The following is a 23,265-nucleotide window of genomic DNA, read 5'->3' as shown; positions in this document are numbered from 1 at the left end:
AATAGATTATGGCACACAGAATTTTAATTGTAGATGACGCAGCATTTATGCGAATGATGATTAAAGATATTTTGGTGAAAAACGGTTTTGAAGTAGTAGCGGAAGCTGAAAATGGAGCACAAGCAGTAGAAAAATATAAAGAGCATTCTCCTGATCTTGTTACTATGGATATCACGATGCCGGAAATGGATGGTATAACAGCATTAAAAGAAATTAAACAAATTGATGCACAGGCAAGAATCATTATGTGTTCTGCTATGGGACAACAATCAATGGTTATTGATGCCATTCAGGCCGGCGCCAAGGATTTTATCGTAAAACCTTTCCAGGCAGACCGTGTGCTTGAAGCAATCAACAAAACATTAAGTTAAAGGGTGTACGGCTGTTGAAAAAGAGTCAATATTTCATCGCTTTTATTTGTTTTTTCGTTCTATACAGTGTACATCCGATTGCAGCTGCCGCGGCAGACTCTGATAATTCAACTGTAAACGAATGGTTTCAAAAGAAAGATGAAAAAACTGCAGATAAGTCAGAGCAAAAGGAAGAAAAAACAACACAAACTGCTGATGAGACGGAGGGGGCTGCTGCTCCTTCTGTCTCAGCTTTTGATTTCGTGAAGATGATTTTCGCTTTACTATTTGTTGTCATGCTGATTTACGGGCTGGTTAAGCTCATGAACAAAAGAAATCGGCTCCTTAAGCCTTTTCAATATGTTGAAAATATTGGCGGCACATCGGTCGGACAAAACAGATCCATCCAATTGATCAAAGTCGGAAAAAATGTGCTCGTCGTTGGTGTAGGAGAAACGATCCAGCTGCTGAAAGAAATTGAGGATGAAAAAGAGATTGAGGTTATTCTCAGCCAGCATGAAGAGGCAATGTCAAGCAAAATAGAGTGGCAAAAGATTGTCAAGCCGCTTAAGGGTTCTGAACATCAATCGCAGCAAAAACTGCCTTCATTTTCAAAAGCGTTAAAAGAGCAGCTTGAAGAGTTAAAACAAAACCGTTCTGAAGGAAAAAAGAAAGGCCCACGTCATCATGAATGAGTTTATAAATATTTTCAGTTCAAGCGATCCGCAAAACGTAAGTTCATCTGTTAAATTACTATTATTGTTAACTGTATTTTCAGTGGCGCCTGGAATATTGATTCTTATGACTTGTTTTACTCGCATCGTCATTGTTCTATCATTTGTCAGGACTTCACTGGCGACACAATCTATGCCGCCAAACCAGGTTCTGATCGGGCTGGCGCTGTTTTTAACGTTTTTTATTATGGCTCCTACTTTTTCAGAGATTAATAAAGAGGCGCTGACGCCATTGATGGACAACAAAATCAGCTTGGACGAAGCGTATACGAAAGCTGAGGAACCAATTAAAGAATTTATGAGTAAACACACAAGGCAGAAGGATCTGGCGCTGTTTATGAATTACGCGAAAATGGATAAACCCGAATCATTAAAGGATATCCCGCTAACAACAATGGTTCCCGCTTTTGCCATATCGGAGCTCAAAACAGCGTTTCAAATAGGTTTTATGATTTTTATCCCATTTTTAATTATAGATATGGTCGTAGCGAGCGTCTTAATGTCAATGGGAATGATGATGCTCCCTCCAGTTATGATTTCTCTGCCCTTTAAAATATTACTTTTTGTTTTAGTAGACGGCTGGTATTTAATTGTGAAATCTTTGCTTCAGAGCTTTTAGGGTAGGTGCTAAACGTGAGTTCAGAATTTGTAATTTCTATGGCGGAAAAAGCCGTATACGTAACGCTGATGATCAGCGGGCCATTATTGGCTATTGCTTTACTGGTCGGTTTAATCGTCAGCATATTTCAGGCGACAACTCAAATACAGGAACAGACTTTGGCGTTTATTCCGAAAATCGTGGCAGTTCTTCTGGCCCTGATTTTTTTTGGCCCATGGATGCTGTCTACCATTCTTTCATTTACAACAGAGCTGTTTTCTAATTTAAATCGTTTTGCAGGGTAATGTAGAGATGAATTCGATTATTGATTTATTTCCTGCTTTTTTATTGGTTTTTATTAGAATTTCTGCTTTTTTTGTAACGATTCCGCTATTCGGACACCGAAATGTACCAGCTGTTCATCGAATTGGATTTGCTTTTTTTCTCGCGGTCATTTGTTTCAGCACCATTGATAAACCTCCCTCTTTGGAGATAGATGGGCAATATATGCTTCTGGCGTTTAAAGAAGCTTTGGTTGGTCTCTGTCTGGGATTAATCGCTTATATGATGATCGCCGCAGTTCAAATTGCCGGCTCGTTTATTGATTTTCAAATGGGTTTTTCAATTGCGAACGTTATTGATCCGCAAACCGGAGCACAAAGTCCGCTGATCGGCCAGTTTATCTATACGATGGCACTTTTGTTTATGCTCAGTGTCAACGCCCATCATTTGCTGCTCGACGGTATTTATTACAGCTTTCAGTATATTTCAGTTGATCAGGCATTTCCGAATTTCGGCGATGAGAAGTTTGCTTATTTTATCGCCAAAAGCTTTAATGCGATGTTTATTATTGCTTTTCAAATGTCAGCACCTGTTGTGGCCAGTTTGTTTCTGGTTGACTTAGCATTAGGCATTGTGGCTCGAACTGTTCCGCAATTAAATGTATTTGTGGTCGGTCTGCCCTTAAAGATCGCTGTCAGTTTCATCATGCTCATTGTGTGTATGTCTGTTATCTTCGTCGTTGTGCGGAATGTCTTCAGTTTAACGATTGAAACGATGCGGAATCTTTTAGCATTGGTCGGTGTTTCTTAATGAAGCTTAGAGTTGACCTGCAGTTTTTTGCCGGAGAGAAAACAGAAAAAGCCACTCCAAAAAAACGGCAGGATACGCGAAAAAAAGGACAGGTTGCCAAAAGTGCTGATGTCAATACTGCCGTTTCTTTATTAGTGATATTCCTTTCACTCATTGCGATTGGGCCGTTTATGAGGGACAGACTGCTGTCATTTATAGAAACATTTTATACCAAGTCGCTCTTAATGAAGCTTTCAGAATCAAATGTGCATATGCTGTTTATCAGCTTATTAAAGGATACGGCTTTTGTGCTTGCGCCGATTATGCTTGTCGCTCTTGTCGCAGGGGTCGTCAGCAACTATATGCAGGTGGGCTTCTTATTTTCTACAGAGGTCATAAAGCCTAAGCTTGAAAAACTTGATCCGATTAAAGGCTTTAAACGGATTTACAGCATGCGGGCAATAGTAGAACTGCTTAAATCCATTTTGAAAATCACTGTAGTCGGTTTTTCTGCTTTCGCTGTGCTTTGGCTGCATTATGGAGAAATTCTCCGGCTCCCGCTTCTGACACCCGAAGAGGCACTTTCTTTTGTTTCAAAACTCACCCTGTGGATGGGGCTGAGCGGTGCAGGGGCTTTGTTGATTCTTGCTGGTCTCGATTATTTATATCAAAAGTTTGACCATGAGAAAAACATCAAAATGTCAAAACAGGATATAAAAGATGAGTACAAAAAGTCTGAAGGAGACCCGATTATCAAGTCTAAAATTAAACAAAGACAGCGGGAAATGGCAATGAGGCGGATGATGCAGGAAGTTCCTAAAGCAGATGTCATTATCACAAACCCGACTCACTATGCGATTGCCCTGAAATATAACGAAGAAAAAATGGACGCTCCTTATATCGTTGCAAAAGGTGTTGACCACCTCGCGTTAAATATCAGGAAAATTGCGAAAGAGCATGATGTCATGATGGTCGAAAACAGACCGCTTGCCCGTGCGTTATATGATCAGGTAGAAATTGACCAGGCTGTGCCGGAAGAATTTTTTAAAGTCTTGGCTGAAATTCTGGCTTACGTATATAAAACAAAACAAAAAGTATAATTGAATTTTTCGATTTAAAAGGAGAGAAAAAGCAGCATGTCAACAAGAGATTTATCCGTTTTAATAAGTGTTGTCCTCATTGTGGCGATGCTGGTGATTCCATTTCCTCCATGGCTGTTAAGTATTTTGATCATTATTAATATTTCTCTTGCATTGATCGTGCTTCTTACCACAATGAATATGCAGGAAGCGCTGCAGTTTTCGATATTCCCGTCACTGTTGCTGCTTTTAACCCTATTTCGTTTAGGCTTGAACGTATCAACGACACGTTCAATTCTTTCACATGGTGAAGGCGGAAAAGTCGTCGAGACGTTCGGAAATTTCGTTGTCGGCGGAAATGTATTAGTTGGACTTGTTGTATTTATCATCCTGATTATTATTCAGTTTATCGTCATTACGAAAGGTGCTGAACGTGTTTCCGAGGTTGCAGCAAGATTTACGCTGGACGCAATGCCGGGGAAGCAGATGAGTATTGATGCTGATTTAAACGCAGGGATGATTACCGAACAGGAAGCGAAGCACCGCCGCGAAAAAGTGGCAAGAGAGGCTGACTTTTATGGAGCGATGGACGGTGCCAGTAAATTTGTAAAAGGTGACGCGATTGCCGGAATCATCATTGTCATGATCAATATTATTTTCGGTATCGTTATCGGAATGCTTCAGCAGGACATGTCCATTCAAGAGGCCGCTTCAAAATTTACGATGCTGACTGTAGGAGATGGGATTGTTTCGCAAATTCCGGCGCTGTTAATTTCTACAGCTACGGGTATTGTCGTGACAAGAGCTGCCTCTGAAGGAAACTTAGGGCATGACATTACAGGTCAGCTGTTTGCTTATCCAAAGCTTTTATACGTCGCAGCATCTACAATTCTGCTTCTTGGTATTTTCACTCCGATTGGCATTTTTCTGACGGGACCGCTTGCGGGACTGCTTGCTTTCGGCGCTTATATGCTATCTAAATCAGGTAAGGAAAAAGAAGAAGTGGACGAGATTCTCGAGGAAGAGGCTGAGGTTGACGACCTTAAAAGCCCTGAAAGCGTTGTTCAGCTTCTGCACATAGATCCGATAGAATTTGAGTTTGGATATGGTTTGATACCGCTTGCTGATGCCAATCAAGGCGGTGATTTATTAGACCGAATTGTGATGATTCGCCGTCAATTGGCCCTGGAACTCGGCCTTGTCATTCCTGTGGTGCGCATCAGAGACAATATAGCATTGCAGCCTAATGAATACCGATTAAAAATTAAAGGGAACGAAATAGCAAAAGGCGAGCTGTTGCTTGATCATTATTTAGCAATGTCGCCTACGCCGGAAGATGATCTCATTGAAGGGATTGAAACTGTGGAACCGTCATTCGGACTGCCGGCAAAATGGATTGGCGAATCGATAAAAGATGAAGCTGACATGCTTGGTTATACAGTTGTTGATCCTGCTTCAGTCGTTTCAACCCATATTACAGAGAAGATTAAGCAGTATGCCCACGAATTGATCGGGAGACAGGAGACGAAACAGCTGATCGATCACTTGAAAGAAACGTATCCGGTGCTTGTTGAAGAGGTTACGCCTAATCCGTTGTCTGTCGGTGATATTCAGAAGGTGCTGGCTAAGCTTTTAAAAGAAAAAGTTTCAATCCGAAACTTAGTAACGATTTTTGAAACGCTTGCTGATTATGGAAAATTAACAACAGATTCTGATCTTTTGACAGAGTATACAAGACAGGCGCTGGCTAAACAAATAACTGCCCAGTTTTCCAAAGAAAACGAAGTGTTGAAGGTTGTTACTTGTTCGGGCCGTGTAGAAAAGGCGATAGCTGACGGTGTACAGCAAACGGAACACGGAAATTATTTGTCGCTTGAACCAGATATTTCAGAAAGTATTGTGCGCTCTGTCGCTAAAGAAGCCGAACAGCTCTCATTACGTCAGGAAACTGCGATTCTTCTATGTTCGCCCCCTGTCAGAATGTATGTGAAACAGCTTCTGGAACGATACTTCCCTGATCTTCCGGTACTCTCATATAACGAACTTGAGGCGAATGTTGAGGTACAAAGCATTGGAGTGGTGGATATTTAATGAAAATAAAAAAATTTACTGCTGCTTCAATGCAAGAAGCGGCACTTCTTATCAGAAAAGAGTTAGGTAATGATGCCGTCATCTTAAATTCGAAAAAGATCAAAAAGCGGAAATGGTTTGGACTCATCAACAAGCCTGCTGTTGAAGTAATTGCCGTATTGGATCAGGACTTTCCTAAGAAAAAAACACCTCAGAAGGAAGCTGAGCCGGAACAAACCTTAAAAACTCCGGTCAGCAGTCCGAAAATAGAAGAGAGGACATATCCCCCTCAATTTCCGCAGCCGCATGAGCCTGGTGATTTTTCAGTTTATCAATCTGTACTTCCTGAGCCGCTGCGAAAAACAGAAAAGCTTTTGCAAGAAAGCGGGATTAAAGAGTCAACGAAGACGAACGCGCTGAAAAAATTGCTTCGATGCTCTGTGGAAACGGGCGGTCTGACGGAAGAAAACGTGATCGGTAAACTCGAAGATATACTATGTGATACACTGCCTTCAGCAGACAAGTGGCAGGAGCCTATTCATTCAAAGTATATCGTGCTGTTTGGTTCAACCGGAGCAGGTAAAACAACAACACTGGCTAAGCTCGCAGCCATATCTATGCTTGAAAAACAGAAAAAAATCGCTTTTATTACAACAGATACGTATCGGATTGCAGCTGTTGAACAGTTGAAAACATACGCCGAACTGCTGCAGGCTCCTCTGGAAGTTTGTTACACAAAAGAAGAATTCGAGAAGGCGAAAGAGTTATTCACTGAGTATGACCATGTGTTTATCGATACAGCTGGAAGAAACTTCAAGGAACAGCGGTTCATTGATGAATTGAAAGAGACAATCCCTTTTGAGAGCAGTATTCAGTCATTTCTCGTTTTATCCGCGACTGCAAAATATGAGGATATGAAGCATATTGTCAAACGGTTTTCATCTGTCCCTGTCAATCAGTTTATTTTTACGAAAATAGATGAAACTGCTTCCTTAGGTTCTGTATTTAATATACTTTCAGAATCCAAAATGGGTGTCGGGTTTATCACAAACGGCCAGAATGTGCCGGAGGATATACAGACTGTATCACCTCTTGATTTTGTAAGGATGCTGTGCAGATGAACAGATTTGACCAAGCAGCAACTTTACGGGCGAAAATGGAAAAGCGTCAGCGTGTTCTGCCAATGGTTTATTCACAAAAAGCAAAGACACTTGCTGTCATCAGCGGCAAGGGCGGTGTCGGGAAATCCAATATTACCTTAAACATGGCCCTTGCGCTGCAGGATAAAGGTAAGAAGGTACTGCTCATCGATCTTGATATCGGGATGGGGAACATTGATATATTAATGGGAAACTCATCTTCCGCCACAATTATCGATATATTAACCGATCGTAAACCTTTGATGCAGTCATTATCCACTGGGCCAAAGGGTTTGCGGTATATATCAGGGGGAACCGGTCTTGATGTGATGTTTCGGCTGGATCAGAGAAAATGGACGTTTTTTGCCAATGAGCTTTCTCATGCGTTAAGCCAGTTCGATTATGTCCTGTTTGACATGGGAGCGGGCTTATCAAAAGATCAGCTGCCTTTTATTTTATCAGCGGAAGATATTTTGATCATAACAACTCCCGAACCGACGGCCATTATGGACGCATACAGCGCTGTCAAGCACTTAGTTTTGACAGAAAATAAGCTTTCAATGAAGGTGGCTGTCAATCGGTGCCGTGATCAAAAGGAAGGGCTGGAGGCTTTTACCCGCCTTTCCCGCACGATTCATATGTTTTTAGATGTTCAGGTTCAGTTTGCTGGTTCCATTTCTGACGATGCGATCGTGAGCAAAGCAGTTGTCGAACAGGTTCCTTTTTTCATAAAAAGTCCTCAGGCAAAAGCCAGCCGGTCAGTCCGTCTTTTAGCGGACGCCTTGTTTGAAAGAGAAGAAACAAGACACAAAGAAGACAAACAGACATTTATTGAGAAATTATCTTCTTTTTTAATGAGGAGGGCTTAATTTGATTCGTGTGCTTGTAGTTGATGATTCAGCTTTCATGAGAAAAATGATAAGTGATTTTCTAACCGAGGAAAAGCAGATAGAAGTAATCGGAACTGCGAGAAACGGAGAAGAAGCGCTTAAGAAGATCGAATTGCTAAAGCCGGATGTTATTACTCTTGATGTTGAAATGCCGGTCATGAATGGGACAGACACACTGCGCAAAATTATTGAGATTTATAACTTGCCGGTCATCATGGTGTCAAGCCAGACTGAGAAAGGAAAAGCGTGCACAATTAATTGTTTAGAGATCGGTGCCTTTGACTTTATTACAAAGCCATCGGGTTCTATATCTCTGGATTTGTATAAAATTAAAGAACAATTAGTTGAGCGTGTTGTCGCGGCTGGACTTTCCGTACAGAGGAAACATCCAGTATCACAGGCAGTGCGGCCTGAGCCTATAGTGCGTGCTGTAAAGCCTGATTTAAGCAAACTGAAAACAAGCACAGGCAGACAAATTGTGTGTATCGGCACATCAACAGGCGGTCCGAGGGCGTTACAAAAGGTGATACCGAAGCTTCCTAAGGATTTGAGCGCACCAGTGGTTGTTGTTCAGCACATGCCTGAAGGTTTTACTGCTTCTTTGGCTGAGCGTCTGAATCATTTATCTGACATTCAAGTAAAAGAAGCTAAAGATGGTGAAGCAGCTCTTAACGGTTGTGTTTACATAGCACCGGGCGGAAAAAACATATCTGTTATCAAAAACAGCGGGGGACTCCAGATCGTTCTTGATAATCTCGATACACCGAGCCGTCATAAACCGTCAGCCGATTATTTATTCCGTTCTGTCGGTAAACTGGCAGACTATGAAAAAGTAGCGGTTATTATGACCGGGATGGGTAGTGACGGCACTGCCGGCCTCAAAGACATGCTTACGGCCGGCAATGTGAAAGCCATTGCGGAGTCTGAAGAATCTTGTGTCGTATATGGGATGCCAAAAGCTGCTGTTAAAGCGGGCCTCATTCATGAGATTAAACATGTGAAAGATATCGCAGCATCCATCACAAGCTGTGTGAAAAAAGAGAGGGTGTGATTCAAATGGATATGAATCAGTATTTAGATGTCTTTATTGATGAGAGTAAAGAACACTTACAAACATGTAATGAAAAGCTTCTCCTTTTAGAGAAAGACCCGACTGACCTTCAGCTCGTTCATGATATATTCAGGGCTGCCCATACATTAAAAGGAATGAGCGCAACGATGGGCTATACGGATTTAGCACATCTAACCCACCTGCTTGAAAACGTGTTGGATGCATTCCGAAACGGAGACATGGCAGTTACCGCAGACTGGCTTGATATTTTGTTTGAAGCTCTGGACCACCTGGAAGCTATGGTTCAGTCTATTATTGACGGCGGAGATGGTAAAAGAGATATCTCAGAAGTAAGCGCCAAGCTTGATGTGAATGGTGCGCATGCTGAAACGGCTGCTTCTGAGGAACCTGCAGAAGCACAGAGTTCAGCATCTGATTGGGAATATGACGAATTTGAACGGACTGTCATACAAGAAGCTGAGGAGCAAGGTTTTAAACGATATGAAATCAAAATTTCTCTGAACGAAAACTGTATGTTAAAAGCAGTTCGTGTATATATGGTGTTTGAAAAGCTTAATGAAGTCGGAGAAGTAGCCAAAACAATCCCAAGTGCGGAAGTGCTCGAAACAGAAGATTTCGGCACTGGCTTTCAAGTTTGCTTCTTAACACACCAATCAGCGGAAGAAATTAAACAATTAATCAATGGAGTTTCAGAAATTGAGCATGTCGAAGTCATTCAAGGGGCTCCTTTAACATCATCTGAAAAGCCGGAAGAACCTAAGTCGGCAGATTCACCAGCCCCTGTACCTGTTAAGCAGGAGAAACAAAAACAGCCTGCTAAAAACGATGACCAGGCGAAGCATACAGCCGGCGGATCTAAAACAATTCGTGTCAACATTGACAGACTTGATTCTTTAATGAACTTATTCGAAGAGCTTGTCATTGACCGCGGGCGTCTAGAGCAGATTGCAAAAGAGCTTGAGCACAATGAACTGACTGAAACAGTTGAACGAATGACCAGAATTTCCGGAGATTTGCAATCGATTATTCTAAATATGAGAATGGTTCCGGTTGAAACTGTTTTTAACCGGTTCCCGAGAATGATTCGCCAGCTTCAAAAAGAGCTGAATAAAAAAATAGAACTGTCGATCATCGGTGCGGAAACTGAACTGGATCGAACAGTAATTGATGAAATTGGAGATCCTCTCGTGCACTTGATCAGAAACAGTATTGATCATGGTATCGAGTCTCCGGAAACGCGCTTGCAAAAAGGAAAAACGGAATCGGGAAATGTTGTGCTGAAAGCCTATCACAGCGGCAACCATGTCTTTATCGAAGTAGAGGATGACGGTGCAGGCCTTAATCGTAAAAAAATTCTTGAAAAAGCGCTTGAGCGCAGCGTCATTACGGAAAAAGAAGCCGAAACCTTAGAAGACAATCAAATTTACGAATTGATCTTTGCTCCAGGGTTCTCAACTGCTGATCAAATTTCTGATATTTCCGGCCGCGGCGTCGGACTTGATGTTGTGAAAAATAAACTGGAGTCTCTTGGCGGTTCAGTCAGTGTAAAATCTGCAGAAGGCCAAGGCTCTCTATTCAGCATCCAGCTTCCGCTTACATTGTCCATTATTTCAGTTCTGCTGGTCAAATTGGAAGAAGAGATATTTGCCATTCCGATTTCTTCAATCATTGAAACAGCAGTTATTAACAGAAAAGACATTTTACAAACGCATGACCGTGAAGTGATTGACTTCAGAGGGCACATTGTCCCTGTCGTTTATTTAAAAGAAGAGTTTAAAATAGAAGATACAAGATTAGACGCGGAACAGCTCCATATCATTGTCGTGAAAAAAGGCGACAAACCTACTGCATTTGTGGTGGACTCCTTTATTGGCCAGCAGGAAGTTGTGCTGAAATCACTCGGAGATTATTTAACAAACGTCTTTGCAATTTCCGGAGCTACTATTTTAGGAGACGGAGACGTAGCACTCATTATTGATTGTAATGCACTGATTATTTAACCATTCGAGGAGGTGTCTCACATGACTGCAGAAATTAAAACAGGCGAAAAAATGATTGTCTTTGTGGTAAATGGCAAAGAATATGCCATTTCCGTCACTCAGGTGAAATCAATTGAAAAATGGCAAAAGCCGACGAGAGTGCCTGGCGTCGAACCATATATTTGCGGGGTAATCAATTTGCGCGGGGTGGTGACTCCGGTTATTGATTTAAGAAAGCGCCTGAATTTGCCAGAGTATGAAATTACCGATGAAACACGAATTATCATTATTGCTTATCGTGATATTGAAGTCGGCTGGATTGTGGATGAAGCGAATGATGTGATTACCGTACACGAAAATGAAATAGAATCTGCTCCAGAAAGCGTCCAGAAAGATACAGATGTATCGATCGAACAGATTGTGAAACAAGAGAACAGACTTTTAAATATTATTGATGCGAACGCGGTTTTGGATAAAGAATCATCTCAGTCCGCTGTGCCCGATCAAGCTTAATCTTAAAGGGGTTATGACATGAGTATTTTTAATGGAATCAAAGAAGAGCAGATGGACATTTTGCGGGAAGTCGGCAATATTGGCGCCGGCCACTCCGCCTCTGCAATGGCCCTGCTGTTAAATAGAAAGATAGATATGGAAGTTCCGTTTGCAAAGCTGCTGTCTTTCGATGATCTTGTCGATTTTTTCGGCGGCGCCGATATCCCGGTTGCCAGCATCTTTTTAAGAATGGAAGGCGACTTAACGGGTTCAATGTTCTTTATAATGCCTTTTTATCAGGCGGAGCAGTTTATCAGAGAGCTGATTGGAAACCCCGAATTTGATATAGAGGACTTAGGTGAAGATCATATGAGCTCATCCGCTTTGCATGAACTGGGCAATATTTTAGCAGGGTCATATTTAACAGCCTTGGCGGATTTGACGAAACTCCAGCTTTATCCAAGCGTTCCTGAAGTTTCATTGGACATGTTCGGCGCTGTGATCAGCGAAGGGCTGATGGAGCTCAGTCAGGTTGGAGAACACGCTATTGTTGTCGACACGTCAATTTTTGACCAAGGCCATCAGCAGGAGCTGAAAGCGCATATGTTTATGCTGCCGGACTATGATTCATTTGAAAAGCTCTTTGTCGCCTTGGGTGCATCAATATGAGTACAACTGAAGCTGTTGTTGTAAAGGTTGGAATTGCTGACGTAAAGATCGCCCGCTTTCCGGATACTATCCGGACCTCTGGTTTAGGATCATGTGTAGGGCTGGTGCTTTACGATAAAGAAAAGCAAACAGCGGGGCTTGTCCATGTTATGCTGCCGGATTCAACATTATCGAAAACTGCCGAACTCAATCGGGCTAAGTATGCTGACACCGCCGTGAAAACCACAATTGATATGCTGGTAGAAGCGGGGTGCCGGAAATTTGCATTAAAAGCAAAGTTAGCCGGCGGATCAGAAATGTTTAAATTTAAATCGACAAATGATTTGATGAAGATCGGACCGAGAAATGTATTAGCGATAAAGGAACAGCTGTCTTTATATAAAATTCCCATCATTAGTGAAGATACGGGCGGCTCAAGCGGCCGGACGATAGAATTTGAACCGAAGTCCTGCATGCTGCATATTCGAACTGTTAAACAAGGTGAAAAAACGATTTAATTAAGGTATTAGGGGGATAACAATGCAATCCTTGAATTATGAAGATCAGGTGCTTTGGACGCGCTGGAAAGAGTGGAAAGATCCTAAAGCCGGTGACGATTTAATGCGCCGTTACATGCCGCTTGTCACATATCATGTAGGCAGAATTTCTGTCGGACTGCCAAAATCAGTGCATAAAGACGATCTTATGAGCCTTGGTATGCTTGGTTTATATGATGCCCTTGAAAAATTTGACCCCAGCCGGGACTTAAAATTTGATACCTACGCCTCGTTTAGAATTCGCGGTGCAATCATAGACGGGCTTCGTAAAGAAGATTGGCTGCCCAGAACCTCACGTGAAAAAACAAAGAAGGTTGAAGCGACAATTGAAAAGCTTGAACAGCGCTATCTTCGGAACGTAACGCCCGCAGAAATTGCAGAGGAACTCGGAATGACGGTACAAGATGTAGTGTCAACAATGAATGAAGGTTTTTTTGCCAATCTGCTGTCAATTGATGAAAAGCTTCATGATCAAGATGATGGTGAAAACATTCAGGTCATGATCAGAGATGACAAAAATGTTCCGCCTGAGGAAAAGATTATGAAGGATGAACTGATTGCACAGCTTGCCGAAAAAATTCACGAACTCTCTGAAAAAGAACAGCTGGTAGTCAGTTTGTTCTACAAAGAGGAGTTGACATTGACAGAAATCGGGCAAGTATTAAATCTTTCTACGTCCCGCATATCACAGATCCATTCAAAGGCACTATTTAAATTAAAGAATCTGCTTGAAAAAGTGATTCAATAATGAATTTCATGGTTAGCGAGTGAAAAACATGTCAACACTATTATGGCTTTTAAGCTTTGCGCTCCACGGCGTTCTTCTGTACGCTGTCATTATCCTGTATACGAGGCTCGCGGCTGTGAAAGAAACAGAAAAACAGCAAAAAAAGATACTTGAAGAGACGGAAAACACTTTAGCGGCATTTCTTCTTGAATTAAAAGAAGAAAATGAGAAACTGATAGAAAATACCGATTCACCTTCAAGCCAAGCCGAAAAAGAAACCCAAAAGTCAGACCTTCAGCGCTCTGAAAATTATGCAGAGCGGGATGAAGTTCAAGAAGAAGAGAATCTTCCTGAACATATTGAAGGCCTGATTACTGAGGTTGAGCGTCAGGAAGAGAGCGTAAACAGCGATGTCCAATCTTTTGAAGACCAGGTCATAGATTTATATGAACAGGGGTATTCAGCCAGTCAAATAGCTCAGAAACTGAAGAGCGGAAAGACAGAAATCGAGCTATTTTTAAAATTTCGCTCCAAAGGTGTAAAGGATTCTTGATTGTCGGATAAAGCTGTGTTATATTATGTCTTGGTGTTAAATACACACGCTTAACGATTTATGCAGAGGGTGCTGCAGGCGGCAGTTCTGCACAAAAATGACCTAAGCGGAGGAAAAAAACCATTATATTAGGAGGAAATAACATGTCAGTCATTTCTATGAAGCAATTGCTTGAAGCTGGTGTTCACTTCGGTCACCAAACACGCCGTTGGAACCCAAAAATGAAGCGTTACATTTTCACGGAGCGTAACGGAATCTACATCATTGACCTTCAAAAAACAGTCAAAAAAGTAGAGGAAGCTTACAACTTCACTAAAAATCTTGCTGCTGAAGGCGGGAAAATCCTTTTCGTCGGAACAAAAAAACAAGCTCAAGATTCTGTTAAAGAAGAAGCTCAGCGCTCTGGCATGTACTATGTCAACCAACGCTGGTTGGGTGGTACATTAACAAACTTTGAAACAATCCAAAAACGTATTAAACGTCTTAAAGACATTGAAAAAATGCAAGAAAACGGTACGTTTGAAGTACTTCCTAAAAAAGAAGTCGTTCAATTGAAAAAAGAATTAGAGCGTCTTGAAAAATTCCTAGGCGGAATTAAAGATATGAAGGGTCTTCCTGATGCATTATTCATCATCGATCCTCGCAAAGAGCGCATCGCTGTTGCGGAAGCTCGCAAATTAAACATCCCTATCATCGGTATCGTAGATACTAACTGTGATCCAGATGAAATCGATGTTGTAATCCCAGCGAACGATGACGCTATCCGTGCTGTTAAACTTCTAACTTCTAAAATGGCAGATGCAATCCTAGAAGCGAAGCAAGGCGAAGAAGAAGCGGAAGTTGCTGAAGAAACTGCACCAGAAACAGAAACAACAACTGCGTAACCTATTTAAAAGGTGATAAGAGGGACTGCCTTTTATCACCTTTTTTCAAGAAAAATGTGTGATATACATACTCTTGTTTAAACATATAAGGAGGAATACAAATGGCAATTACTGCACAGCAAGTAAAAGAACTGCGTGAAAAAACTGGCGCGGGCATGATGGATTGTAAAAAAGCGTTAACTGAAACTGACGGAGATATGGATAAAGCAATTGACCTTTTAAGAGAAAAAGGAATTGCGAAAGCAGCGAAAAAAGCTGACCGTATCGCAGCTGAAGGTTCTACTATTATTAAAACTGACGGCAACAAAGGTGTTATCCTTGAAGTCAACTCTGAAACTGATTTCGTTGCGAAAAACGAAGGCTTCAAAGAGCTTCTTAACACTTTAGCTGACCACCTTCTTACAAATGCTCCAGCAGATGTTGAAGAAGCAATGGGTCAAAAAATGGAAAATGGCGCTACTGTTGAAGAGTACATCACAAGCGCAGTTGCTAAAATCGGTGAGAAAATCACTCTTCGCCGCTTTACAGTTCTTACAAAAGACGACAGCTCTGCATTCGGTGCTTACCTTCACATGGGCGGCCGCATCGGCGTATTAACTGTTCTCAACGGTACTACTGACGAAGAAACTGCGAAAGATATCGCAATGCACGTTGCTGCAGTGAACCCTCGTTATATTTCTCGTGATCAAGTATCTGAAGAAGAAAAAAATCATGAGCGTCAAATCTTAACTCAGCAAGCCCTTCAAGAAGGCAAACCTGAAAACATCGTAGCGAAAATGGTTGAAGGCCGTCTGAACAAATTCTTCGAAGAAATTTGTCTTTTAGACCAAGCGTTCGTTAAAAACCCAGATGAAAAAGTGAAACAAGTTGTTGCAGCGAAAAACGCAACTGTTCAAACTTTTGTCCGCTATGAAGTTGGAGAAGGCATCGAAAAACGTCAAGAAAACTTTGCTGAAGAAGTAATGAACCAAGTGAAAAAATAATGGCGAAAAGATTTCGCGGCGAAGTCGCGTCTTTTCAGGCAGTATAGGGGACACACTTTGTGTTCCCTATTTTTAAAACTATATTTACAAACCTTTTTTTCTCTTGCATAATAGAAAACGGCAATGTTTACACTTGGAGGTTATCATGGAAAAACCAAAATACAAACGTATCGTATTAAAGCTTAGCGGAGAAGCATTGGCAGGAGAACAGGGAAACGGAATTAACCCAACTGTCATTCAATCCATTGCAAAGCAAGTGAAAGAAATCGCTGAGCTTGAAGTCGAAGTGGCTGTTGTAGTAGGCGGAGGTAACTTATGGCGCGGAAAAACAGGAAGTGACCTGGGCATGGACCGTGCGACTGCTGACTATATGGGAATGCTGGCGACAGTTATGAATTCGCTTGCTCTTCAAGACAGCTTGGAAACACTCGGAATCCAGTCCAGAGTGCAAACATCCATTGAAATGAGACAAGTTGCTGAACCGTACATAAGAAGAAAAGCGATACGCCACTTAGAGAAAAAACGTGTCGTTATTTTCGCTGCGGGCACAGGAAACCCATATTTCTCAACTGATACGACAGCTGCACTGCGGGCTGCTGAAATTGAAGCAGACGTTATTTTAATGGCGAAAAATAATGTTGACGGTGTGTATAATGCTGATCCTAGAAAAGATGAAACAGCTGTTAAGTATGAATCACTTTCTTATCTTGACGTTCTAAAAGACGGCCTGGAAGTCATGGATTCAACAGCATCATCTTTATGTATGGATAATGACATTCCGCTTATCGTCTTTTCTATTATGGAAGAAGGAAATATCAAACGTGCCGTTATCGGTGAATCAATCGGAACGATCGTGAGGGGGAAATAACGTGTCAAAAGAAGTATTAACTCAAACAAAAGAAAAAATGGAAAAAGCAATTGCTGCTTATCAGCGCGAATTGGCTACTGTGCGTGCAGGCCGTGCCAATCCATCTTTATTAGATAAAGTAACGGTTGAATATTACGGAGCACAGACACCTTTAAATCAGCTGTCTTCTATTAACGTGCCTGAAGCTCGTATGCTTGTGGTAACGCCTTATGACAAAACAGCTATTGGTGATATCGAAAAAGCGATTTTAAAGGCTGACTTAGGCGTAACGCCGACAAGTGACGGGAATATGATCCGAATTGCAATTCCTGCGCTGACAGAGGAAAGACGGAAAGAATTAGTCAAAGTTGTAAAAAAATATGCTGAAGAAGCGAAAGTAGCTGTCCGAAATGTACGCCGCGATGCGAACGATGATCTCAAAAAGCTTGAGAAAAACGGAGACATTACTGAGGATGAACTGCGTGCTTCCACTGAAGACGTTCAAAAACTGACAGATGAATATGTGTCAAAAATTGACGGTGTCACAAAAGACAAAGAAAAAGAAATCATGGAAGTTTAATGAAAAACTATGTACAATAGATAATAGTGAAAAGACCCTCTCATGTTTACAGGGGGTTTTTTTGTTAATACTGTTGATTATCAGCAGGGAATGCAACCTTTTTGGGTGACGGAGGAATCTCATGCTCAACATACTCAAAAATTGGAAGAATCAGCAAACTGCGGCTTCCAACTTAGAACGTTATACAAAAGAAGACATACTTAAGGGAGAAATTCCCGAACACATCGCCATTATTATGGATGGAAATGGCCGTTGGGCTAAAAAACGCTCTCTTCCCCGAATTGCAGGCCACCATGAGGGGATGAAGGTGGTAAAAAGGACAACGAAGCTTGCGAACGAACTAGGTGTCAAAGTACTGACATTGTATGCATTTTCAACAGAAAACTGGAAGAGGCCGAAAATGGAAGTCGATTTTTTAATGAAGCTTCCGGAAGAATTTTTAAATACGTACCTTCCAGAGCTTATTGAGGAAAATGTTCGGGTTCGGATCATAGGAGATGAAACGGCTCTGCCGGCGCACACCTTACGTGCAATTGAAAAGGCTGTACAGGATACGGCGCAAAACGACGGAATGATCCTTAATTTTGCTCTCAATTATGGAGGCCGTACTGAAATTGTCACTGCTGCAAAATCACTCGCGGAAAAAGTGAAGGAAGGGTCTTTGAATATTGAAGACATTGATGAATCACTTTTTTCTAATTATTTAATGACTGAATCTTTGCAGGATCCTGAACTTTTAATTCGAACGAGCGGTGAGATCAGACTGAGTAATTTTATGCTATGGCAGGTTGCCTACAGCGAATTTGTCTTTACTGACGTCCTGTGGCCTGACTTTAAAGAAGATCACTTCTTAGAGGCGTTAGGAGAGTATCAGCGGAGGGGCCGGAGGTTTGGCGGAATTTAGAGGATGGTGGACATGAAACAAAGAATTTTGACAGGTGTTCTGGCAGCAATTGTATTTTTATTTTTGGTTATTGTCGGGAAATTGCCGTTCACCATATTAGTTTATGCTATGGGCAGTGTAGCGCTTTTTGAACTATTACGGATGAAAAAGCTGAGAATGGTTTCACTGCCAGGTTTGATCGGTCTTTTATTATTGTGGATGTTCTTATTGCCAAGCCAGTATTCGTTTTTAGAGGCGGATGGTATTTCAAAAGTGGAAATCGCTTTGTTCGCGGTACTGCTTTTGCTGACTTACACAGTGTTGGTGAAAAACACCTTTACTTTTGATGAAGTCGGGTTTATTACGCTTGCAGCAATTTACATTGGAATGTGTTTTCATTATTTTATAGAAATCAGAAATCTTGACCAATTTGGGTTAACATACATTTTTTACGCGTGTGTTGTGATTTGGTCTACTGATTCCGGTGCATATTTTGTCGGGAAAGCGCTCGGTAAGCGAAAACTGTGGCCTGAAATCAGTCCGAATAAAACAGTGGAAGGATTCGCAGGCGGAATTGTCATCGCACTTGTACTTGCGACGATTTTTCAACTTGTTGTACATCTTCCGATCCCGTATATCTATCTGCTGTTGATCACACTGTTTTTATCCATTTTCGGACAACTTGGAGATTTAGTGGAATCCGCCTTGAAAAGACATTACGATGTTAAGGATTCTGGGAATATTCTCCCGGGTCATGGCGGTATCTTGGACCGTTTTGACAGTTTCTTGTTTGTCATGCCTTTCTTGTACTTTCTGCTTGCTCTTTTTTCATAAAAAAGTCTAATATGAATATGAGAATGATTATGCAGCAAAAAGAATAGGAGTCGTGGCACTTTGAAAAATATTTGTCTTTTAGGAGCAACAGGATCGATCGGCGAACAGACGCTTGACGTATTGCGTACGCATCAAGATCAATTTCAGCTGGTATCTATGTCGTTTGGCAGAAATATTGATAAGGCTGTTCCGATGATAGAGGCTTTTCAGCCGAAGTTTGTCTCTGTCGGTGATCTGGATACATATCATAAATTAAAACAAGTTTCTTTTTCATTTGATTGCCAAATCGGGCTTGGAGAAGAAGGCCTGATTGAAGCGGCAGTTATGGAGGAAGTCGATGTTGTTGTCAATGCCTTGCTCGGAAGCGTCGGTCTTATCCCGACGTTAAAGGCAATTGAACAGAAAAAAACAATTGCGCTTGCAAATAAGGAAACTCTTGTCACTGCCGGGCATATAGTTAAAGAACATGCTAAGAAATACGATGTTCCGCTGCTGCCTGTTGACAGTGAGCATTCGGCAATATTTCAAGCACTCCAAGGCGAACAGGCAAAAAATATTGAACGCCTCATCATTACAGCCTCCGGCGGAAGCTTTCGGGACAAGACGCGGGAGGAGCTCGAATCAGTAACAGTTGAGGACGCATTAAAACATCCGAATTGGTCAATGGGTGCAAAAATTACGATCGATTCGGCTACAATGATGAATAAGGGATTAGAGGTGATCGAGGCACATTGGCTTTTCGATATCCCATATGAACAAATTGATGTGGTTTTACATAAGGAGAGCATCATCCATTCAATGGTTGAGTTTCATGACAAAAGTGTGATCGCACAGCTTGGAACTCCTGATATGAGGGTTCCAATTCAATATGCCCTAACCTATCCTGACCGGTTGCCATTACCAGATGCCAAAAGGCTTGAATTATGGGAAATCGGCTGCCTTCATTTTGAGAAAGCTGATTTTGACAGGTTCCGATGCTTACAATTTGCGTTTGAATCAGGTAAAATGGGAGGAACAATGCCGACAGTGCTAAATGCAGCAAATGAAGTAGCTGTCGCTGCCTTTTTAGCCGGTAAGATACCGTTTTTGGCTATTGAAGACTGTATCGAAAAGGCACTATCCCGCCATCAGGTAATGAACAAACCGAACCTGGCGGACATTCAAGAAGTGGACAAAGATACCCGGGGATACGTCAATTCAATACTCACATAAGGTGGTATGTTCGTGAATACAGTTATAGCGTTTATTATTATTTTCGGAACGCTCGTTTTCTTCCATGAACTGGGTCATTTATTGCTAGCCCAAAGAGCGGGAATTCTCTGCCGTGAATTTGCGATCGGATTCGGTCCGAAGATTTTTTCTTTCAAAAAAAATGAAACAGTTTATACCATCAGGCTGCTTCCGGTCGGCGGATTTGTCCGTATGGCCGGCGAAGATCCGGAAATGATTGAGGTAAAACCCGGTTACACGGTCGGGCTTCTGTTTAATAAAGACGATCAAGTTGAGAAAGTCATCATCAATCAAAAGGAAAAATACCCGGATGCTTTAGTCATTGAAGTAGAAACTGCGGATTTAGAGCATGACATGAAGATCACCGGCTATGAACAGGGGAAAGAAGATGAACTTTCCAGCTTTGCTGTCAGTGAAACATCCTTTTTCATTGTAGACGGAGAAGAAGTGCAGATTGCGCCGTATAATCGCCAATTTGGTTCCAAACCTGTGTGGCAGCGAATTAAAGCGATTGCTGCAGGGCCGATTATGAACTTTATTTTAGCTTACGTCATTTTAGTGATGCTTGGGCTGATTCAAGGCGTGCCGTCAAATGAGCCTGTGCTCGGGCAGCTGACTGACAATGGACGGGCGGCCGAAGCGGGGCTAAAAGAAGGGGACTATATTCAAAGCATTAACGGAGAGAAAATGAGGTCTTGGACGGACATTGTCTCTGCTGTAAAAGAAAATCCGGAAAAAGAAATGGACGTTGCAGTAAAAAGAGATAACAAAACGCTTCATATTTCAGTGACTCCGGAAGCTGTTAAAGATGAGAACAAAAAAACAATCGGGCGTTTCGGTTCCTATGCGCCGACTGAAAAAGGCGTTCTCTCAGCAGTTGCTTACGGCGCTACTTCAACAGTTGATGTCACTAAAGCCATTTTAACCAACTTAAGCAAATTAGTAACAGGCCAATTTAAACTTGATATGTTGTCAGGTCCTGTCGGCATATATGACATGACAGACCAGGTGGCGAAAACAGGGTTAGTGAACTTATTCCAGTTTGCTGCGTTTTTAAGCATTAACCTTGGGATTGTCAACCTGCTTCCGATTCCGGCGCTTGACGGAGGAAGGTTGTTATTTCTATTTATTGAAGCGATTCGGGGCAAACCGATTAACAGGGAAAAAGAAGCATTTGTTGTGTTTATCGGAGTAGCTTTCTTAATGCTTCTTATGCTGGTTGTCACATGGAACGATATCCAGCGGCTGTTCTTGTAAACGAAAAGTAAATCAATCAGAGGTGCGAAGAAATGAGACAAAGCTTGACGCTTATTCCTACGCTCCGTGAAGTTCCAGCTGATGCCGAAGCAAAAAGCCATCAGCTTCTTCTGAGAGCAGGGTTTATCAGACAGAATACGAGCGGGGTATACAGCTATATGCCTCTTGCGTATAAAGTGATTCAAAACATTCAGCAGATTGTTCGTGAAGAAATGGAGAAAATAGATGCCGTGGAAATGCTTATGCCCGCATTGCAGCAGGCTGAGACATGGCAGGAATCAGGCAGATGGTATACGTATGGTCCTGAACTGATGAGACTAAAAGACCGTCATGGCCGTGAATTTGCTTTAGGGGCAACGCATGAAGAAGTTATCACTTCACTTGTTCGCGATGAGGTTAAATCTTATAAGCGTCTCCCTCTGACTCTGTATCAAATTCAGTCTAAGTTCAGAGATGAAAAACGTCCCCGCTTCGGTTTGTTAAGAGGACGCGAATTTATTATGAAGGATGCGTATTCTTTCCATGCATCTGAAGAGAGCTTGGATAATACGTATCAAAAAATGTACGAGGCTTATTCTAATATTTTTGCCCGTTGCGGCATTAATGTAAGACCTGTCATCGCCGATTCAGGCGCAATGGGGGGAAAGGATACGCACGAGTTTATGGCACTTTCTGCAATCGGAGAGGATACGATTGCATATTCTGATGAATCACAGTATGCGGCTAATATCGAAATGGCTGAAGTTCTTTATCAAGAAGTCCCTTCTGATGAAGAGCCTCAAGCTTTAGAGAAAGTCCACACGCCTAACGTGAAAACAATCGAAGAACTGACTGCGTATTTACAGGTTTCCGCTGAAGCCTGCATGAAGTCAGTGCTGTTTAAAGCAGATGACCGTTTCGTCTTAGTGCTTGTAAGAGGGGACCATGAAGTTAACGAGATTAAAGTGAAAAACTTGCTTCATGCAGAAGTTGTGGAGCTTGCCTCACAAGAAGAGGTTATTCAGCAGCTTGGAACAGAACCGGGTTTTGTCGGCCCTGTCGGTGTCAAACAAGATGTTGAAGTATATGCCGATCATGCTGTGAAAGCAATGGTCAATGCTGTTGCCGGTGCAAATGAAGGAGATCATCACTATAAAAATGTCAACGTAAACCGTGACGCGCAAATTAAAGAATTTGCTGATCTTCGTTTTATTAAAGAGGGTGATCCTTCACCAGACGGCAAAGGTACAATCCGTTTTGCAGAAGGAATCGAAGTCGGACAAGTCTTTAAGCTTGGAACACGCTATTCAGAGGCGATGAATGCGACATACTTAGATGAAAACGGTCGCGCGCAGCCAATGCTGATGGGCTGTTACGGAATCGGTGTGTCAAGAACGCTTTCTGCTATTGCTGAACAGCACCACGACGATAAAGGATTGATATGGCCAAAAAGCGTTGCGCCGTACGATCTTCATATTCTTGCTTTGAACGTGAAAAACGATGGGCAAAGAGAGCTTGCTGAAAAGCTGTATGCCGATTTAAAAGCGGAAGGCTATGGAGTGCTCTATGATGATCGTGCTGAGCGCGCCGGTGTAAAATTCGCTGATTCAGATCTCATCGGCCTTCCAATCCGCATTACTGTCGGAAAACGTGCGGACGAAGGAATTGTCGAAGTGAAAATCCGTAAAACGGGTGAATCAACTGAAATTTCAGCAGACGAACTATCTGCTTTTATCAGCAAGCAGTAATCACCATAACGATTTATTAAAAAACATGTTAAAATAGAAATAATAGAAGGTACCTCATTTGCCTGAGGTACCTTCACTTAT

Annotated in this window: 25 protein-coding genes; all 25 read left to right on the top strand. The window is 41.9% G+C overall.

Annotated features, from left to right (window positions below; all coding sequences use genetic code 11):
• Positions 1–8 precede the first annotated feature (8 nt).
• The 25 genes from cheY (at position 9) to proS (ending at position 23,184) form a co-directional block, all read left to right on the top strand.
• Positions 9–371, top strand: a complete 363-nt coding sequence (gene cheY, locus JMN17_RS05815; RefSeq protein WP_014476812.1) for a chemotaxis protein CheY — start codon at positions 9–11, stop codon at positions 369–371.
• A 14-nt stretch (positions 372–385) separates the two neighbouring features.
• Positions 386–1,045 carry a flagella biosynthesis regulatory protein FliZ gene (fliZ, locus tag JMN17_RS05810; RefSeq protein ID WP_087991607.1) on the top strand — a complete coding sequence of 220 codons (660 nt, stop codon included), beginning with the start codon at positions 386–388 and terminating at the stop codon, positions 1,043–1,045.
• Complete coding sequence (fliP, locus tag JMN17_RS05805) at positions 1,038–1,703, top strand: flagellar type III secretion system pore protein FliP (protein WP_087991608.1); 666 nt, start codon at positions 1,038–1,040, stop codon at positions 1,701–1,703. The genes fliZ and fliP overlap by 8 nt, the downstream gene beginning before the upstream one ends.
• A 14-nt stretch (positions 1,704–1,717) precedes the next feature.
• Positions 1,718–1,987, top strand: a complete 270-nt coding sequence (gene fliQ, locus JMN17_RS05800) for a flagellar biosynthesis protein FliQ (RefSeq protein WP_003220888.1) — start codon at positions 1,718–1,720, stop codon at positions 1,985–1,987.
• A gap of 7 nt (positions 1,988–1,994) precedes the next feature.
• Complete coding sequence (gene fliR, locus JMN17_RS05795; protein WP_003238525.1) at positions 1,995–2,774, top strand: flagellar biosynthetic protein FliR; 780 nt, start codon at positions 1,995–1,997, stop codon at positions 2,772–2,774.
• Positions 2,774–3,853, top strand: coding sequence for a flagellar biosynthesis protein FlhB (flhB, locus tag JMN17_RS05790; protein WP_202327677.1), 1,080 nt, complete (start codon positions 2,774–2,776; stop codon positions 3,851–3,853). The genes fliR and flhB overlap by 1 nt, the downstream gene beginning before the upstream one ends.
• 36 nt (positions 3,854–3,889) lie before the next feature.
• Positions 3,890–5,923, top strand: a complete 2,034-nt coding sequence (gene flhA / locus JMN17_RS05785) for a flagellar biosynthesis protein FlhA (protein WP_087991611.1) — start codon at positions 3,890–3,892, stop codon at positions 5,921–5,923.
• The gene (locus JMN17_RS05780) at positions 5,923–7,023 is read left to right on the top strand and encodes a flagellar biosynthesis protein FlhF (protein ID WP_202327676.1); all 1,101 of its coding nucleotides are present in this window, start codon (positions 5,923–5,925) and stop codon (positions 7,021–7,023) included. Before flhA ends, JMN17_RS05780 begins: the two co-directional genes overlap by 1 nt.
• Positions 7,014–7,910, top strand: coding sequence for a flagellum location/number ATPase FlhG (gene flhG / locus JMN17_RS05775; RefSeq protein ID WP_202327675.1), 897 nt, complete (start codon positions 7,014–7,016; stop codon positions 7,908–7,910). The genes JMN17_RS05780 and flhG overlap by 10 nt, the downstream gene beginning before the upstream one ends.
• 1 nt (position 7,911) lies before the next feature.
• Positions 7,912–8,982 (top strand): protein-glutamate O-methylesterase CheB, encoded by a 1,071-nt coding sequence (gene cheB, locus JMN17_RS05770; protein ID WP_087991616.1) that lies wholly within the window; start codon positions 7,912–7,914, stop codon positions 8,980–8,982.
• 5 nt (positions 8,983–8,987) lie between these two features.
• Positions 8,988–11,003, top strand: a complete 2,016-nt coding sequence (cheA, locus tag JMN17_RS05765; RefSeq protein WP_087991618.1) for a chemotaxis protein CheA — start codon at positions 8,988–8,990, stop codon at positions 11,001–11,003.
• Between the two features lie 21 nt (positions 11,004–11,024).
• Positions 11,025–11,495 (top strand): chemotaxis protein CheW, encoded by a 471-nt coding sequence (gene cheW, locus JMN17_RS05760; RefSeq protein WP_087991619.1) that lies wholly within the window; start codon positions 11,025–11,027, stop codon positions 11,493–11,495.
• 18 nt (positions 11,496–11,513) lie between these two features.
• Positions 11,514–12,143: a CheY-P phosphatase CheC gene (gene cheC / locus JMN17_RS05755; RefSeq protein WP_087991620.1), complete on the top strand. Its 630-nt coding sequence runs from the start codon at positions 11,514–11,516 to the stop codon at positions 12,141–12,143.
• Positions 12,140–12,640, top strand: a complete 501-nt coding sequence (gene cheD / locus JMN17_RS05750; RefSeq protein WP_087991621.1) for a chemoreceptor glutamine deamidase CheD — start codon at positions 12,140–12,142, stop codon at positions 12,638–12,640. Before cheC ends, cheD begins: the two co-directional genes overlap by 4 nt.
• A gap of 22 nt (positions 12,641–12,662) precedes the next feature.
• Positions 12,663–13,427, top strand: a complete 765-nt coding sequence (gene sigD / locus JMN17_RS05745; protein WP_010331078.1) for an RNA polymerase sigma-28 factor SigD — start codon at positions 12,663–12,665, stop codon at positions 13,425–13,427.
• Positions 13,428–13,455: 28 nt separating this feature from the next.
• Positions 13,456–13,959 (top strand): DUF6115 domain-containing protein, encoded by a 504-nt coding sequence (locus tag JMN17_RS05740; protein ID WP_087991622.1) that lies wholly within the window; start codon positions 13,456–13,458, stop codon positions 13,957–13,959.
• A gap of 143 nt (positions 13,960–14,102) precedes the next feature.
• A complete protein-coding gene (rpsB, locus tag JMN17_RS05735) occupies positions 14,103–14,843 on the top strand; it encodes a 30S ribosomal protein S2 (RefSeq protein ID WP_087991623.1) in 741 nt (246 codons plus the stop codon).
• Between the two features lie 101 nt (positions 14,844–14,944).
• On the top strand, positions 14,945–15,826 hold the full coding sequence (gene tsf, locus JMN17_RS05730) for a translation elongation factor Ts (protein ID WP_087991624.1): 882 nt from the start codon (positions 14,945–14,947) through the stop codon (positions 15,824–15,826).
• A gap of 145 nt (positions 15,827–15,971) precedes the next feature.
• On the top strand, positions 15,972–16,694 hold the full coding sequence (gene pyrH, locus JMN17_RS05725; protein WP_039073977.1) for a UMP kinase: 723 nt from the start codon (positions 15,972–15,974) through the stop codon (positions 16,692–16,694).
• 1 nt (position 16,695) lies between these two features.
• Entirely contained in the window at positions 16,696–17,253 is a 558-nt protein-coding gene (gene frr / locus JMN17_RS05720) for a ribosome recycling factor (protein ID WP_087991625.1), read from the top strand.
• A gap of 121 nt (positions 17,254–17,374) precedes the next feature.
• A complete protein-coding gene (locus JMN17_RS05715) occupies positions 17,375–18,157 on the top strand; it encodes an isoprenyl transferase (protein WP_087991626.1) in 783 nt (260 codons plus the stop codon).
• A gap of 3 nt (positions 18,158–18,160) precedes the next feature.
• Entirely contained in the window at positions 18,161–18,970 is an 810-nt protein-coding gene (gene cdsA, locus JMN17_RS05710) for a phosphatidate cytidylyltransferase (RefSeq protein ID WP_087991627.1), read from the top strand.
• Positions 18,971–19,030: 60 nt separating this feature from the next.
• Positions 19,031–20,182, top strand: a complete 1,152-nt coding sequence (gene dxr, locus JMN17_RS05705; protein ID WP_087991628.1) for a 1-deoxy-D-xylulose-5-phosphate reductoisomerase — start codon at positions 19,031–19,033, stop codon at positions 20,180–20,182.
• A 6-nt stretch (positions 20,183–20,188) separates the two neighbouring features.
• Positions 20,189–21,457, top strand: coding sequence for an RIP metalloprotease RseP (rseP, locus tag JMN17_RS05700; protein WP_087991629.1), 1,269 nt, complete (start codon positions 20,189–20,191; stop codon positions 21,455–21,457).
• 32 nt (positions 21,458–21,489) lie between these two features.
• Positions 21,490–23,184, top strand: a complete 1,695-nt coding sequence (gene proS / locus JMN17_RS05695) for a proline--tRNA ligase (RefSeq protein WP_087991630.1) — start codon at positions 21,490–21,492, stop codon at positions 23,182–23,184.
• The last annotated feature ends 81 nt before the right edge of the window (positions 23,185–23,265 follow it).

This window comes from Bacillus sp. RHFS10 (assembly GCF_016757475.1).
Classification (GTDB): Bacteria; Bacillota; Bacilli; order Bacillales; family Bacillaceae; genus Bacillus; species Bacillus subtilis_G.
Note: the sequence above shows the minus strand (reverse complement) of the source record. Positions and strands in the feature narration are given on the sequence as shown.

Bases quoted from the DNA above. Each gene is read 5' to 3' on its own strand.
- rseP (WP_087991629.1), top strand. From the start codon at position 20,189: ATGTTCGTGAATACAGTTATAGCGTTTATTATTATTTTCGGAACGCTC.
- sigD (WP_010331078.1), top strand. From the start codon at position 12,663: ATGCAATCCTTGAATTATGAAGATCAGGTGCTTTGGACGCGCTGGAAA.
- flhA (WP_087991611.1), top strand. From the start codon at position 3,890: ATGTCAACAAGAGATTTATCCGTTTTAATAAGTGTTGTCCTCATTGTG.
- cdsA (WP_087991627.1), top strand. From the start codon at position 18,161: ATGGTGGACATGAAACAAAGAATTTTGACAGGTGTTCTGGCAGCAATT.
- cheA (WP_087991618.1), top strand. From the start codon at position 8,988: ATGGATATGAATCAGTATTTAGATGTCTTTATTGATGAGAGTAAAGAA.
- cheC (WP_087991620.1), top strand. From the start codon at position 11,514: ATGAGTATTTTTAATGGAATCAAAGAAGAGCAGATGGACATTTTGCGG.
- JMN17_RS05780 (WP_202327676.1), top strand. From the start codon at position 5,923: ATGAAAATAAAAAAATTTACTGCTGCTTCAATGCAAGAAGCGGCACTT.
- rpsB (WP_087991623.1), top strand. From the start codon at position 14,103: ATGTCAGTCATTTCTATGAAGCAATTGCTTGAAGCTGGTGTTCACTTC.
- pyrH (WP_039073977.1), top strand. From the start codon at position 15,972: ATGGAAAAACCAAAATACAAACGTATCGTATTAAAGCTTAGCGGAGAA.
- proS (WP_087991630.1), top strand. From the start codon at position 21,490: ATGAGACAAAGCTTGACGCTTATTCCTACGCTCCGTGAAGTTCCAGCT.
- flhB (WP_202327677.1), top strand. From the start codon at position 2,774: ATGAAGCTTAGAGTTGACCTGCAGTTTTTTGCCGGAGAGAAAACAGAA.
- cheY (WP_014476812.1), top strand. From the start codon at position 9: ATGGCACACAGAATTTTAATTGTAGATGACGCAGCATTTATGCGAATG.
- tsf (WP_087991624.1), top strand. From the start codon at position 14,945: ATGGCAATTACTGCACAGCAAGTAAAAGAACTGCGTGAAAAAACTGGC.
- JMN17_RS05740 (WP_087991622.1), top strand. From the start codon at position 13,456: ATGTCAACACTATTATGGCTTTTAAGCTTTGCGCTCCACGGCGTTCTT.
- cheD (WP_087991621.1), top strand. From the start codon at position 12,140: ATGAGTACAACTGAAGCTGTTGTTGTAAAGGTTGGAATTGCTGACGTA.
- fliR (WP_003238525.1), top strand. From the start codon at position 1,995: ATGAATTCGATTATTGATTTATTTCCTGCTTTTTTATTGGTTTTTATT.
- cheW (WP_087991619.1), top strand. From the start codon at position 11,025: ATGACTGCAGAAATTAAAACAGGCGAAAAAATGATTGTCTTTGTGGTA.
- fliP (WP_087991608.1), top strand. From the start codon at position 1,038: ATGAATGAGTTTATAAATATTTTCAGTTCAAGCGATCCGCAAAACGTA.
- JMN17_RS05715 (WP_087991626.1), top strand. From the start codon at position 17,375: ATGCTCAACATACTCAAAAATTGGAAGAATCAGCAAACTGCGGCTTCC.